The 14,141-nt window shown below is 74.7% G+C and carries 11 protein-coding genes; 8 read left to right on the top strand and 3 right to left on the bottom strand.

Annotation, left to right across the window (positions count from 1 at the left end; genetic code table 11):
* Positions 1-25 precede the first annotated feature (25 nt).
* The 6 genes from ACWHYA_RS14230 to ACWHYA_RS14255 all read left to right on the top strand — a co-directional run bounded on the left by ACWHYA_RS14230 (position 26) and on the right by ACWHYA_RS14255 (position 6,271).
* Positions 26-1,555 (top strand): helix-turn-helix domain-containing protein, encoded by a 1,530-nt coding sequence (locus ACWHYA_RS14230; protein ID WP_425942714.1) that lies wholly within the window; start codon positions 26-28, stop codon positions 1,553-1,555.
* Positions 1,556-1,593: 38 nt separating this feature from the next.
* Positions 1,594-2,388 carry a spermidine synthase gene (locus tag ACWHYA_RS14235; RefSeq protein WP_425942715.1) on the top strand — a complete coding sequence of 265 codons (795 nt, stop codon included), beginning with the start codon at positions 1,594-1,596 and terminating at the stop codon, positions 2,386-2,388.
* A 155-nt stretch (positions 2,389-2,543) separates the two neighbouring features.
* The gene (locus ACWHYA_RS14240; RefSeq protein ID WP_425942716.1) at positions 2,544-2,975 is read left to right on the top strand and encodes a hypothetical protein; all 432 of its coding nucleotides are present in this window, start codon (positions 2,544-2,546) and stop codon (positions 2,973-2,975) included.
* A gap of 97 nt (positions 2,976-3,072) precedes the next feature.
* Entirely contained in the window at positions 3,073-4,776 is a 1,704-nt protein-coding gene (locus ACWHYA_RS14245) for a sensor histidine kinase (RefSeq protein WP_425942717.1), read from the top strand.
* Positions 4,773-5,414, top strand: a complete 642-nt coding sequence (locus ACWHYA_RS14250) for a response regulator (RefSeq protein WP_425942718.1) — start codon at positions 4,773-4,775, stop codon at positions 5,412-5,414. The genes ACWHYA_RS14245 and ACWHYA_RS14250 overlap by 4 nt, the downstream gene beginning before the upstream one ends.
* A gap of 68 nt (positions 5,415-5,482) precedes the next feature.
* Positions 5,483-6,271, top strand: a complete 789-nt coding sequence (locus ACWHYA_RS14255) for a glycerophosphodiester phosphodiesterase (RefSeq protein WP_425942719.1) — start codon at positions 5,483-5,485, stop codon at positions 6,269-6,271.
* A 63-nt stretch (positions 6,272-6,334) separates the two neighbouring features.
* Here ACWHYA_RS14255 and ACWHYA_RS14260 read toward each other — a convergent pair whose 3' ends face one another.
* Both ACWHYA_RS14260 and ACWHYA_RS14265 read right to left on the bottom strand, forming a co-directional pair.
* Positions 6,335-8,311 (bottom strand): DUF6541 family protein, encoded by a 1,977-nt coding sequence (locus tag ACWHYA_RS14260; protein WP_425942720.1) that lies wholly within the window; start codon positions 8,309-8,311, stop codon positions 6,335-6,337.
* Complete coding sequence (locus ACWHYA_RS14265) at positions 8,308-9,633, bottom strand: nucleotide sugar dehydrogenase (protein ID WP_425942721.1); 1,326 nt, start codon at positions 9,631-9,633, stop codon at positions 8,308-8,310. Before ACWHYA_RS14265 ends, ACWHYA_RS14260 begins: the two co-directional genes overlap by 4 nt.
* Before the next feature lie 73 nt (positions 9,634-9,706).
* Here ACWHYA_RS14265 and ACWHYA_RS14270 point away from each other — a divergent pair, with 73 nt between their 5' ends.
* Positions 9,707-10,645 (top strand): alpha/beta hydrolase, encoded by a 939-nt coding sequence (locus tag ACWHYA_RS14270; RefSeq protein WP_425942722.1) that lies wholly within the window; start codon positions 9,707-9,709, stop codon positions 10,643-10,645.
* 10 nt (positions 10,646-10,655) lie between these two features.
* On the opposite strand, the gene ACWHYA_RS14275 is transcribed toward ACWHYA_RS14270, so the two are convergent.
* Positions 10,656-12,983: a glycosyltransferase gene (locus ACWHYA_RS14275; RefSeq protein ID WP_425942723.1), complete on the bottom strand. Its 2,328-nt coding sequence runs from the start codon at positions 12,981-12,983 to the stop codon at positions 10,656-10,658.
* A gap of 34 nt (positions 12,984-13,017) precedes the next feature.
* Here ACWHYA_RS14275 and wecB point away from each other — a divergent pair, with 34 nt between their 5' ends.
* The gene (gene wecB, locus ACWHYA_RS14280; RefSeq protein ID WP_425942724.1) at positions 13,018-14,085 is read left to right on the top strand and encodes a non-hydrolyzing UDP-N-acetylglucosamine 2-epimerase; all 1,068 of its coding nucleotides are present in this window, start codon (positions 13,018-13,020) and stop codon (positions 14,083-14,085) included.
* The last annotated feature ends 56 nt before the right edge of the window (positions 14,086-14,141 follow it).

The following is a 14,141-nucleotide window of genomic DNA, read 5'->3' on the forward strand; positions in this document are numbered from 1 at the left end:
ATATATGTGATCTACAGTGGCCGTCATGACTGAGAGCTACCTCTCCCGCATCGGCGGTCTGATCCGCGACGCCCGACGGCACAAGGACCTCACCCAGGCCGAGCTCGCGCAGCTCCTGGGCACGAGCCAGAGTGCCGTAGCCCGGATCGAGCAGGGCAAGCAGAACCTGTCCCTGGAGATGATCGCCCGCATCGGGGAGAAGCTGGACTCCGAGATCGTCCAGGTCTCCTCCGGCGTCCCCCAGAACCTGCGCATCACCGGGGGCGTCAAGCTCACCGGCGAGATCGACGTGCGCACCTCCAAGAACGCCGCCGTCGCGCTCCTGTGCGCCTCCCTGCTCAACAAGGGGCGCACCACCCTGCGCAACCTCGCCCGGATCGAGGAGGTCAACCGGATCACCGAGGTGCTCACCTCGATCGGCTTCAAGATCCGCTGGCTGCCCGACTCCTCCGACCTGGAGATCTGCCCGCCGGAGAAGATCGACCTCGACTCCATCGACGAGACGGCCGCCCGGCGCACCCGCACGATCATCATGTTCCTGGGTCCGCTCATGCACGAGTTCGAGACCTTCGAGCTGCCCTACGCCGGCGGCTGCGACCTCGGCACGCGGACGGTCGAACCGCACATGATCGCGCTGCGGCACTTCGGGATCGACGTCACGGCGACGACCGGGTCCTACCACGTGTCGGTGGACCGCACCGCCAGCCCGCAGCGTCCCATCGTCCTGACCGAGCGCGGCGACACGGTCACTGAGAACGTCCTGCTCGCGGCCGCCCGGCACCCGGGGACCACGGTCATCCGCAACGCCTCGTCCAACTACATGGTCCAGGACCTGTGCGTCTTCCTGCAGCAGCTCGGCGTGACGATCGAGGGTCTGGGCACCACCACGCTGACCGTCACCGGCATCGAGCACATCGACCAGGACATCGAGTACTCCCCCTCCGAGGACCCGATCGAGGCGATGAGCCTGCTGGCCGCCGCGGTCGTCACCGGCAGCGAGATCACCATCAGGCGGGTGCCGATCGAGTTCATGGAGATCGAGCTGGCCGTCCTGGACACGATGGGCTTCGAGTGCGAGCTCACCGAGGAGTACACCTCGGCCAACGGGGTGACGCGGCTCGTCGACCTGCGCACGGTGCCCGGCCCGCTGAAGGCGCCGCTGGACAAGATCCACCCGCTGCCCTTCCCCGGCCTGAACATCGACAACCTGCCGTTCTTCGCGATCATCGCGGCGTGCGCGCAGGGGTCGACGCTCATCCACGACTGGGTCTACGAGAACCGCGCCATCTACCTCACCGAGCTCACCACCCTCGGAGCCAAGGTCCACCTGATGGATCCGCACCGGGTGATGATCGAGGGTCCGACGAAGTGGCGCGCCGGCGAGATCATGTGCCCGCCGGCCCTGCGCCCCGGCGTCGTCATCCTCCTGGCGATGCTGGCCGCGCCCGGCGTCTCGGTGCTGCGCAACGTCTACGTCATCAACCGCGGCTACGAGGACCTGGCCACCCGGCTCAACGCCCTCGGCGCCCAGATCCAGACCTTCCGCGACATCTGAGCCGCGCACCGGCGCGGGGGCGGGCGACGGCATACCCGATGAGCATCGTCTGGGACGAGCGGGGCGGGGCGACCGTCGTGCGCGACGGGCACCCGCAGTCCTACGTCGACCCCGACGACCCGCTCCTGCTCGTCTTCGAGTACGTCCAGCAGTTCGCGCTCGTGCTGGAGGCGCTGCGCCCCGACCCGGCACCGCTGGCGGTCACGCACGTGGGAGGCGCGGGTATGACGCTCGCGCGCTGGGTGCACCGGGTGCACCCGGGGTCCCCCCAGATCGTGCTGGAACCGGACGTGCCCCTGACCGAGCTGGTGCGCCGCGAGCTCCCGTTGCCCCGGGGCCACCGGATCCGGGTCCGGCCGGTCACCGGGGAGGACGGGGTCGCCGCCCTGCGGGACGGGTCGGCCGACGTCGTCGTGGTGGACGCCTACGACGGGGGACGGCTGCCCGCCGGTCTGACCGGCCGCCGGTGGGCACGGGAGGTCTCCCGGGTGCTCGCCCCCGACGGGCTGCTGCTCGTCAACGCGGCCGACTCCCCCGGGCTGAGGTGGGTCACCCGGCTGGGGGCCACCCTGCGCACCGAGCTGCCGCAGGTGGGCCAGCTGATCCTGCGGGAGGTGGCCAAGGGAAAGCGGTTCGGCAACGTGGTGCTGGTGGCCTCGCGGGCGCCGCTGGACGACGTCACCCTGACCCGGGCCGCGGCCCGGGCCGACTTCCCGACGACGTGGCGGCCCAGCGCCCAGCTGGCCGTCGCGGAGCGGGGGGTGGAGCCGTTCGGCGAGGTCGGCGAGCCGTCTCCCCCGCCGCCGGAGGACGGTCCGCTGCGCCTGCGGTAGTCGACGGGTGACCGTTCCGTCATCCCTGCGGCGGACCTGGATCGTCCGACCGGTGGAGCACGATCGTCCCCGTGGGGGTCGTGCTCCGGGTCGCGGGGGCGGTGGACTGGGTGCAGCGGGCGACGCCGGGTCGCCCCGCTCCGGAAGGAACACCCATGAACCGCATGCTCCGTCGAGGCCTCCTCGCCACCGCAGCCGGCACCGCAGCCGTCGCGATGGCCGCCGGGTCCGCCTCGGCCCACCACTGCTTCATCCCGATGTACAACCTCAACGGCCCGAGCTCGCCCAACTGGTTCGTCGTCTCGGCGGAGATGGGAGCCTCGTTCCCGGACGAGGAGGGCAACCCGGGCTACGTCGCCGCGTGCCCCGGTGCGGCCGACGCAGGGTACGCCGCGCTCGAGGAGGCCGGGCTGCCTGTGGGTATCAAGATCTTCGACAAGATGACGATCGGCGACCCCAAGGGGAAGGGCCGGATGAACCCCAACGGGGCCAACGGCAAGGGCCTGGAGTACTTCGGAGCTCCGTCGCCCCTGCCGGACCAGATGGTGGCGACCTACGTCGCCGGAGCCGAGTCGTACGACTGCTGAGGTCGACCGAGCCGGACCACCGCACGTCCGGCCCAGGCTTGCCCGGTCTCGGGGGGCTGGGCAATCCTGGGCCGGAGTCCCGTCGAAGTGAGGTGAGATGGCTCGAGCGAGGTTCGTCCCCCGCCTCACGGCGGTGCGGGCCGGGACGGCGCTGCTGCTGGGCCTGGGCCTGGCCACTCTCACCCTCGTCACCGAGCCGGAGCAGCCGCTGCTGCTCTGGCTCGCGGCCGTCTACGTCTGGTCCCTGGCGGCGCTGGTCCTCATGGACCTGGTCGCCGCCCGCCGGGCCGTGCGCGAGGAGGAGGACCGGCTCCGGCAGAGGGCCGGCGTCCCGGCCCGGGCGCTGGCGGACCGGGCCGTCCGCGAGGAGCGCCAGCGGCTGGCCGTGGACATCCGGGGCGTGCTGGTCGACACCCTGACCCAGGTCCGGGACGGGGCGATGGCGGCCCTGTCCGACGGGGGCGGGCGGACCGAGGCCTGGGACCGGCAGGTCGGGGCGCTGCGGACCAGGACGCAGGTCGCCACCAGCGAGCTGCGTCGGCTGCTGGGCATCCTGCGCGTGGCCGAGGAGACGGACCCCGTCGTCGGCGACGGCGACGGCGATGCCGACGGCACCACCGTGGGGCGACACGGAGCCACCCGCCGGGGACCGGGTGCGGACGCCGCGCACAGGTCCTGGAGGCCGCCCCGGCGCGACGTGGTGGAGACCGTGGCCATCGTCCTGCTCGGCGCGTTCGAGGCCTGGCTCAACACGAGCACCCGGCAGGGGGCCGTCGACCCGGCGGTGGTCCTGGTCACCGTGCTGGCCGCCGCGGCGTTCCTGGGAGTCACGACCGCTCCCGTCCTCACGGCTGTGGTGCAGTCCCTGGTCTTCGCGGTGGGGTTCTGGCTCGGGGCACCGGTGATGTCGGGGGTGTGGATGGTGCGGGGCGTCGGGGTCGTCCTGTGGCGCACCGCAGCCCGGACGCCGGGGAGGGCGGAGCTGGGGGCCGCCCTCCTCCTGGCCACCACCGTCCTGGCCACGCGCGGGCAGGAGCCTGCGCTGGGGGTCGTGGCCACCGTCGCCGTGGTGGTCGTGGCGCTGGCCGGCGGTCTCCTCCGCGCCGTGACCCTGCGCCGGTCGGCCGCCACCGCCGCGGCCGCGCGGGAGGTGCAGTCTCGTACGGACCGCGAGGTGGCCAGGGCGGTGACGGCCGAGCGGGTGCGGGTGGCCCGCGAGCTGCACGACGTGGTCTCCCACAGCGTCGGCCTCATCTCCATGCAGCTCAACGTGCTGGAGGTGGCCCCGACACCGGCGGCCCGGGACCGGGCGCTGCGGGACGTCGTGGCCACGAGCGAGGAGGCGCTGCGCGAGCTCACCCCGCTCGACCGGTTCCCCGAGATGCCCGCCCCGGGACCGCGCACCGTCGCCGACGTGGAGGCGCTCGTGGCACGGGTGCGCGCCACCGGCGGCACGGTCGAGCTGACGGTCCTGGGCGAACCTCCACCCGCCCGGATGGACGTCGTCTACCGCGTCCTGCAGGAGGCGCTCACCAACGCCATGCAGCACGCCCCCGGGGCCGACGTGCGCGTCCGGGTGCGCTCCACCGCCGAGGGCACCTGGCTCCTCGTGCACGACGACGGGCCCGGTCCCGGCGGGCGCTCGGACCGGCGGTACGGCATGGTGGGACTGCGTGAACGGGTCGCGCTGGCCGGCGGGACCCTCGAGGCGGGTGGCGACACCGACCGGGGAGGGTTCCGGGTCGAAGCCTTCCTGCCCGCCCTGCCCGGGGCGGCGCGGACCGAGGAGGTGGGCGGATGACGGTGCGGGTCATGATCGTGGACGACCACGCCTCGATGCGGGCCGGGCTGTCGATGGTCCTCTCCAGCGACCCGGGGATCGAGGTGGTCGGCGAGGCCGGCGACGGGGCCGAGGCGGTGCGGGTGGCGCTCGCGCGCCGGCCCGACCTGGTCTTCATGGACGTGGAGATGCCCGGCTGGAACGGGGTGCGCACCACCACCGAGCTGCTGCGCGTGCTGCCGGAGGTGCGCATCCTCGTGCTGACGATGTTCGACCTCGACGAGTACGTCGCGGGGGCGATGCAGGCCGGCGCCCACGGCTTCCTCCTCAAGACGGCCGACGCGCGCGAGCTCATCGCCGCCGTGCACGCCTGCGCCGCCGGCGAGGCCGTGCTCACCCCGGGCGTGCTCACCAGGGTCGCCGCGCACTTCGTCAGCAGCCACGCGGGGGCGCCCCGCCCGGGGCTGGACCGCCTCACCGAGCGCGAGCGCGAGGTGCTCGCGCTCATGTGCCAGGGCCTGTCCAACAGCGAGATCGCCGGGCGGCTGGTCGTCGAGCTGGCCACCGTCAAGAGCCACGTGGCCCACATCCTGCAGAAGCTGCCCGCCCGGGACCGCCTGCAGGCCGTGGTCCACGCCTACCGCTCGGGGCTGGTATGACGTCTCTTCCCCCGTCCGACCGGCGCACCTGCCGGGGAACCGGACCCCTCGCGCGTTAGTCTCCAAGGGTGCGCACGGCATACCTGGACCACACCGGTCCGATCGCCATGGCCCACCGGGGGTTCGACGACACCGGGACGGGGTTGGAGAACTCCCTGCCCGCCTTCGAGGCGGCGGTCGCCCTGGGCTACCGCTACGTCGAGACCGACGTGCACGCGACCCGAGACGGCGTCGTCGTCGCCTTCCACGACGAGACGCTGGACCGGGTGACCGACCGTCGCGGCGCGATCCCCGAGCTGTCCTGGCGGGAGGTCTCGCGGGCGCGCATCGCCGGGACCGAGCGCGTGCCGCAGCTGGAGGACCTGCTCGGCTCCTGGCCCGAGCTGCGCGTCAACATCGACATCAAGAGCCCGGGGGCCATCCTGCCGCTGGTGCGTGTCATCGAGCGCACGCGCGCGCACGACCGGGTGTGCGTGACGAGCTTCTCCGACCAGCGTCGCGACGCCGCCGTCATGCGGCTCACCCGACCGGTGGCCACCTCCGCGGGCCAGCGCAGCACGGCCTCGTTCCGGGCCGCGGCCGAGCTGCCGCCGCTCATCCGCGCCACGGTGGTTGCCCGCAGCCTCCGCCGGGTGGACGGCCTGCAGGTGCCGCCGGAGCACCGCGGGATCCCGGTGGTCACGCCCACCACCGTGGACGCGGCGCACGAGGTCGGCCGGTTCGTCCACGTGTGGACGATCGACGACCCCGCCGAGATGCACCGGCTGCTGGACCTGCGCGTCGACGGCATCATGACCGACCGGGCCGACGTGCTCAAGGACGTGCTGCAGCAGCGGGGGCAGTGGACCGGCGCCTGAGCCGGCCACCGACCACCAGGTCGACAGGCTTCCCCGCCGCCCGTCCCGCCCCGCCCCGCCCCGTCACCGGTCGCAGCCGGTGAACTCCCACAGCGAGGCGTGCCCGCCCTCGTCGACCTGGCGCCACCCCTGCCCCCCCGGCTCGATGTTCCGCAGCCCCGGGGTGGTCTCCTCCCACTTCGCGTTGAGCTCGTCCTCGAAGGTGAGCGAGTCCGCGTAGACGTGGGTCACGCCCAGCGCGCGGACCGCCTCGCAGACGGAGGGGTCGGTGCGCCACTCGTCGAAGCGCTGTTCCAGCACGTCGCGCTCCGGCGAGCCGGGGACCGGGCTGAGCTGGGGGAAGACCACCTGCACGTCGGACCGGTGCAGCAGGTAGGGCGAGCCGGCCACCGCCTCGCCGAGGACCACCGCGTCCTCCGGCAGGGTCTGCGCGGCCCGGTCGACCATCGCGATCTCCTCCGGCTCCAGGATGGTGCCCCAGGCGATGGGGTATGCGGTGTACGTGGACGCCATCACCTGCACGTGCGTGGTCCACCGCAGTCCCGAGGTGAGCAGCACCACGGCGACGACGAGGAGCGCGGCGGGAGCGGCGACCGGCACCCGCAGCTGCTCGGCGGCCCGGCGGGCCAGCCACGACCCACCCCCCGCGGCCAGGACCACCGCGGGGACGAGGAGCAGCTGGTTGACCCGGGAGGCCTGGGTGTACCAGAACCCGGCGAGGACCCGCAGCGGCTGCTCGGGAGGACCGGCGGCCAGCAGGGTGACCACGGCCGCGGCCAGGAGCGCGGCGACCAGCCAGCGCGCGTGCGTCCGGCGGACCGTCAGCGCGGCCCCGGTGGCCACCAGGAGCGTCCCGACGACGTTCACCGAGGTGATCTTGTAGACGTAGATGAGCGGGTGGTCGATGAGCAGGGACCCGGTGCCGGGCAGGTAGGAGTCCTGCCCGCCGCGCTGGTAGTCCATGATCGAGCGCACCGGGGGGAAGGTGACCAGGAAGGTCAGCACGCCGGCGACGAGGACCACCCAGGCGGCCATCAGCGTCCAGGCGAGCGTGGGGCGCCCGCGACGGGCGGTCCGGCGCAGCTGGCGGGCCAGCAGGACGGAGAGCAGCGGCAGCCCCAGCAGCAGCAGGGAGAAGATGCCCGAGGGGTGCGCCAGGACGACGCCGACCACCGCCCAGCCCAGCCCGACCGCCAGCGCGAGGTGCATCTGCCAGGACAGGACGCCGCGGAGCGTGGCGATGAGCAGGGCCAGCGTCCCGGGCAGGCAGGCCACCGACAGGGCGAACGGCCAGACGGCGAGCATGGAGACCGCGATGTCGGGGAAGGCGACCCAGGAGGCGGCGAGCACCGGCACGAGCACCGCCGGCAGGGCGCGGGCGGGGAAGACGACCCGGGCCAGGGCCACGAGGCCTGCCACCCAGATCACCGACCCGAGGACGAGGGAGGAGCTGTTGGCGGCCTCGGTGACCCGGTCGAAGCCGGGCGCGACGGCCACCAGGCCGTGCCAGGTGGCCGGGTAGAACGGGGCGGCGTTGCCGGCGTACATGGGGGACAGCCCGCCCAGCGAGCTGGCGTTGCCGGTGTCCCGGACGAACCACAGCGCGTTGAGGTGGAAGACGGCGTCCCAGGCCTGCGGCGGCTGGTCGGCCCGGCCCATCCCCCGCATCATCGCCGCCGCCAGGACGCCCCCGCCCAGCGCCCAGGTCAGCCCGAGCCAGGCCCGGTCGACGGTGCGCAGGCGCCGCTCCCCCGCCACCGTCACCCCGACGGGGTCGGTCGTGGTGCCCAGCGCGCGGCCGAGCACGCCCGCGAGCAGCACGGCGGCCGCCAGGCCCAGGAGCATCGTGGTCAGCGACCACGGCACGCCGACGAGGGCGTAGGCGACGGCCAGCGTGCCGGAGACCCCGGTCGTGACCGCCGCCCCGGCCCCCAGCGCGATCAGCCCGCGGGCCCCGAGGAGGCGGAGCACGGCATACCCCGGCAGCACCCACAGCAGGGCGAGCCCGAGGATGCCGGGCGCGGCCTCCGACCAGCTCATGGGGTGGCCGGTTCACCCCCGCCGATGGTGAGGCGGGGGATGCCGGGAAAGCGGGCGGGGTCGGTGACGCGGCGGCCGTCCAGGAGCAGGCGCAGGCCGGGCAGGTCCTCTGGCGAGAGGGTGGCGTACTCGGGGTGGTCGGCCTGGACGATCGCGACGTCGACGTCCTCGCTGAGGTGGTAGGGGTCCCATCCGTAGCCGGTGAGCTCGTCGTCGGTGTACATCGGGTCGTGCACGAGCACCTTGGCCCCGCGGGCGCGCAGCGCGTCCACGGTGGCGAAGACGCCGGAGAAGGCGGTCTCCTTGACCCTGCCGCGGTAGGCGGCGCCGAGCACGACGACCCGCAGGCCCTCCAGGGACCCGAGGAGCTGCTCGGCGCGGGCGACGGCGTACTCGGGCATGGCGGCGTTGGCGGCGCGGGCGGTGGAGACGACGGTGGCGTCGGGGTCGGTGGACAGGTAGAGCCGGGGGTAGACCGGGATGCAGTGTCCGCCGACGGCGATGCCGGGCTGGTGGATGTGGGAGTAGGGCTGGGAGTTGCAGGCCTCGATGACCTTGTGCACGTCGATGCCGGCGGTGTCGGCGAAGCGGGCGAACTGGTTGGCCAGGCCGATGTTGACGTCGCGGTAGGTGGTCTCGGCCAGCTTGGCCATCTCGGCGGCCTCGGCGCTGCCCATGTCCCAGACCCCGTTGGGGCGGGGCAGGTCGTCCCGCTCGTCGAAGGAGAGCACGGACTCGTAGAAGTCGGCCGCGGCGGCGGTGCCGGCCTCGGTGAGTCCGCCGACGAGCTTGGGGTAGCGGCGCAGGTCGGCGAAGACCCGCCCGGTCAGCACCCGCTCGGGGGAGAACACGAGGTGGAATCCGCTCCCGTCCTCGGCACCCTCCCTCAGGCCCGAGATCTGCTCGATCATCGGCTTCCACCGGGTGCGGGTGGTGCCCACCGGCAGGGTGGTCTCGTAGGACACCAGCGTCCCGGGGGTCAGGTGCTGGGCCAGGGAGGCGGTGGCACCGTCCATCCAGCCGAAGTCCGGCGCGCCGGTGGCCTCGTCCACGAACAGCGGCACGACCAGGACGACGGCGTCGGCGCCGGGGATCGCGTCGGCGTAGTCGGTCGTGGCGCGCAACCGCCCCGCCGCGACCAGCTGCGCCAGCTTCTCGGCCAGGTGGTCCTCCCCCGGGAACGGCTCGGTGCCCTGGTTGACCATGTCCACCACCCGCTGGTCCACGTCCACGCCCACCACCTCGTGCGAGGGGTCGGCGTCGGCGAACTGCACCGCCAGCGGCAGGCCGATCTTGCCGAGGGCGACAACAGCGATCTTCATGGGTGGCGTCCGTCCTGGAGGGGTCTGCGTGCCCGCCCAGGATACGGGGGCGGGCTCGGCATACCCTGACGACGTGACCGAGCAGAGCGTCCCGACCACCTTTCCCCTCACCACCGGCGACGGCACCGCGCTCCAGGTGCGGTGCTGGTTGCCGCAGGGGCGGCCGCGGGCGGTGGTGCAGCTGGCCCACGGGATGGTCGAGCACGTGGGACGCTACGACCACCTCGGGCGGCGCCTGGCGGCGGAGGGGTATGCCGTGTACGGCGCCGACCACCGCGGGCACGGCCTGTCCGGCGACGGCCCGGGGTCCCTGACCCACCTGGGCGACGAGGGCGGGTTCGCGGCCGTCGTCGACGACCTGCTCGCCCTCACCGACCACGTGCGGGCCGAGCACCCGGGCACGCCGGTCGTGCTGCTCGGCCACTCGATGGGCTCCTTCCTGGCGCGCGCCTACGCGGCCCGGTACGGCGACCGGCTCGCCGGGCTGGTCCTCTCCGGCACCGCGGGCCACCCGGGCCCGCTGGGCCGGGTCGGCCTGGCCCTGGCGGGGCTGGAGGTGCGGCTGCGCGGCCCGCGGGCGCGCAGCCGGATGATGGAGTCGCTCGTCCTCGGCCCGAACAACCGGCCGTTCCGGCCGACCCGCACCGACTTCGACTGGCTGTCGCGCGACGAGGCGCAGGTGGACGCCTACGTCGCCGACGCTCTCTCCGGCGGACACGGCACCGCCGGGTTCTACCGGGACCTGCTCACCGGCCTGCTCTGGGTCAACGAGCCGTCGGTGGCGGCACGGGTCCCGGCCGACCTGCCGGTCCACGTCGTCTCCGGCGAGGTCGACCCGGTCGGCGGGGCGGCGGCGGTGGCCGAGGTCGCCGACCTGCTGCGACGGGGCGGGGTGCGCGACGTCACGACGCGGGTGTGGCCCGGCGCCCGGCACGAGGTGCTCAACGAGACCAACCGGGACGAGGTCGTGGAGGACCTGGTGCGGTGGCTGGCCGAGCACGTCCCGGCCTGACGCGGATCCCTCAGCGGCGGCGGGCCACGAGCGAGGCGGCCATGAACCGCAGCGGCGCCTCCCGGTGGAGCGCGTGGCGCCACGACGACGGCAGCAGGGTGCGCGGCCGGCCGTGCCGCCGCCGGGCCTCGGCCAGGGCGAGCAGCCGCTCCGCGGGCACGGCGGGGTCCAGCACGGCCCCGAGCAGGTCGTGGTCGGCCAGGCTCAGCGGGTCGGCGCACCCGGGCGCCTCCTGCAGCACGCGTCGGGCGGCGCGGGCCAGCTCGACCCGCTCGTCCGGTGACCACCAGGCCGGGTCGGGCCGCGTGGGCAGGGCACCGAAGACGTGGATCCGCAGCACCTTCGTGCCGACGGCGCGCCGGGCCCGGGGCGGCAGGTCCCGCACCCACGGCAGGTCCCACAGGACGTCCACGCTGCGCAGCTGCTCGCGCACGGGCCGCGGGTCGTAGGTGACCCGGTCCGCCGCGTCCTCGTGGACGCGGTAGGGCGGGGCCCCCGCCGCGAGGACGACCCGCGCCTGCGACCACAGCGCGGTGACCATCGGCACGTCGCCCCCGACCTGCGCCCCCTCGAGCAGGCGTGCGCCGGGCAGCCGCAGGGCTCCGCGGGAGATCAGCCCCAGCGGGGCGGAGCGGTAGCTCAGCCGGTCCCGGACCAGGTCCAGCCGGTCCCGCCGGCCCGGTCGGACCGGCGGGGTGGGCACGACCCGGCCGGACAGCTCCAGCGGTGCCACGACGACGACCGGGTCCTCGGGGTCCAGCCCCGCGGCCGCCGAGAGCCATCCGCGCACCGCCCCCGGCGCCAGCGTGTCGTCCGAACCCAGGATCGCGACCCACGGGGCGGTGGCGGCGTCCAGCCCGGCGTTGAACGGGCCGCTGGGGCTGGGTATGCCGTCGCGCAGCTCGAGCAGGCGCACCCGGGGGTCGTCGCGGACCCCGGCGGGCAGGGTGGCGCGGACGTCGGCGACGTCGACCTCGTGGCACACCACGCTCACGCGCACCCCGCCGCCACCGTCGCCGACGTCGCCGACGTCGTCGGCGAGGGCGTCGTCGACCTCGTCGGCGAGGGCGGAGGCGACCGCCCGACCCGTCTGCCGGGCCGGTGAGTGGGTCGCCACGACGAGGTCGACCAGAGGTCCGTCGTCCTGCGGGGCCGGGCCGTGGTCACCGTGCCCCCGTCGGGCGTCGGCCGCCGTGGCGTAGACCTCGTCGACGCCGTCGACGTGGCGGTCGGCACCGTAGCTCCGGACCACGAGGTCGGCGATCTCCTCGGCCGGCGTGGTGGCGCAGGCACCCCATACCCGCTCGACGGCGTCGGCCCAGACGGTCGGGGGCGCACCTGGCTCGACCAGCGCCCCCGCCGGCGGTCGCACGAAGGCCCTCGGCCCGCCGCTGTCGCCGACGACGACCGGCCGCCCCGCGGCCAGCGCCTCGGCGGCCGCGACGCAGAACGTCTCGGCCCTCGTGGGCAGCAGGAAGAGGTCGGCGGCGGCGACGGTCGCCTGCACCTGCCCGGGCGGGACCGCGCCGGGAAGCACCAGCGGCACCGCTGCCGCGCGGGCAGCCTCCTCGACCGCCGCCCGCAACGGGCCCTCGCCGACCCAGGTGAGCCGGGCGTCCACGCCCCGGCGCCGCAGCTCGCCCACGGTGGCGACGGCGGTGAGCGGGTCCTTGCGGTCGATGAGGCCGCCGACGGCCACCAGCTCGAACCGGTCGCGGTCGACCAGGTCCTGGGCGGGCAGCCGGCGCGGCACGAGGGTCGGGGGCCCTGTCACGATGTTGGGCACGACCGCGACCGGGCCGGTCCGCAGCCGGCGGACCTGCGCGGCCAGCTCCTCCCCCACGACCGCCACGACGTCGGGGCGGGCGAGCAGGCGGCCCACGACCCGACGGGCTCCCCGCAGGGCGGGGCCCAGCGTCTCCGGAGCGGCCAGGCCCGACCAGTGCTCGGTGTGCACCCACGGCACCGCGGGGCGCCAGCCGGTCATCGGCAGGAGCGCGGACACCGCCATCGTGTGCACCAGGTCGGCGGAGGCGGCGGCCCGTCGCACCCGCCGGGCTGCGCGCAGCACGTGGTCCGGGCGGCGCGGGTCCATGACCAGGCGTTCGACCGGCACGTCCGGCAGGACGTCGGACGGCGGGGTGAGGGACGGCGGGGTGAGGGACGGTGGGGCGAGGGACGGCGGGGCGAGGGACGGCGGGGCGAGACGGGGCGCCACGAGGTGGAGCACGCGGACGTCGTGGCGGGCGGCCAGCGCAGCGACGTCCCGGGCGACGAAAACGCCGGTGCCGGGCGACGAGGGGGTGGGGAACCAGGTCGTCACCACGAGCACGCGCACGGCCCCAACCTACCCGGGCACCTAGGCTGACCCCGTGAAGATCCTCTCCGTGGTGGGTGCCCGTCCGCAGTTCGTCAAGCTCGCCCCGGTGGCGGCGGAGTGCGGGACCCGCGGGGTCGAGCACGTCATCGTGCACACCGGGCAGCACTACGACCCCATGCTCTCCGACGTCTTCTTCACCGACCTGGGGATCCCCGACCCGGACGTGCACCTGGGGGTGGGGTCGGGCACGCACGGGGTCCAGACCGGGGCGATCCTGGCGGCGATGGACGGCGTGCTGGCCGAGCACCGCCCCGACCGGGTGCTGGTCTACGGCGACACCAACTCCACCCTGGCCGGAGCCCTGTCGGCGGTGAAGCTGCACGTGCCGGTGGCCCACCTGGAGGCCGGGCTGCGCAGCTTCAACCGGCGTATGCCCGAGGAGCACAACAGGGTGCTGACCGACCATGCCGCCGACCTGTGCCTGGCTCCGACGCAGGTGGCCATGGACCACCTGGCGACCGAGGGCCTGGCCGGGCGGTCGGTGCTGGTCGGCGACGTGATGGTCGACGTGCTCCACCGCGTGCGCGCCGAGCTGACCGACACCGACGCGGTCCTGGAGCGCCTCGGCGTGGAGCCCGGGGGCTTCTCGGTGGCCACGGTCCACCGGGCCGAGAACACCGACGACCCGGCGCGTCTGGCCGCGGTCGTGCAGGCGCTGCAGCAGGTCGACCACCCGGTCGTGCTGCTGGCCCACCCGCGGCTGCGGGCTCGCGCCGCCGAACAGGGCCTGGATCTGTCCGGGGGGTCGCTCACCGTGCACGACCCGCTGCCCTACCCCGCGCTCGTGGGCGCCGTCGACCAGGCCCGCGGGGTGGTCACCGACTCCGGCGGCCTGCAGAAGGAGGCCTTCGTGCTGCGCACTCCCTGCACGACCGTGCGCACCGAGACCGAGTGGGTCGAGACCGTCCAGCTGAGCTGGAACGTCCTGGTCGAGCCCGGCCCCGCCGTGGCCGCGGCCGCCTCCCGGCCGGCGCCGGCCCCCACCGACGCCACCCCCTACGGCGACGGTCGGGCCGCCGCGGCCGTCCTGGACGCGCTCACGGGGACCGGGAGCCGCTGAGCCGGCCGACGGCATACCCCCGGGGTCTCTGCCGTCGGGGACTCCGCGGTCGGGAA

The organism is Ornithinimicrobium carbonis, assembly GCF_977012275.1.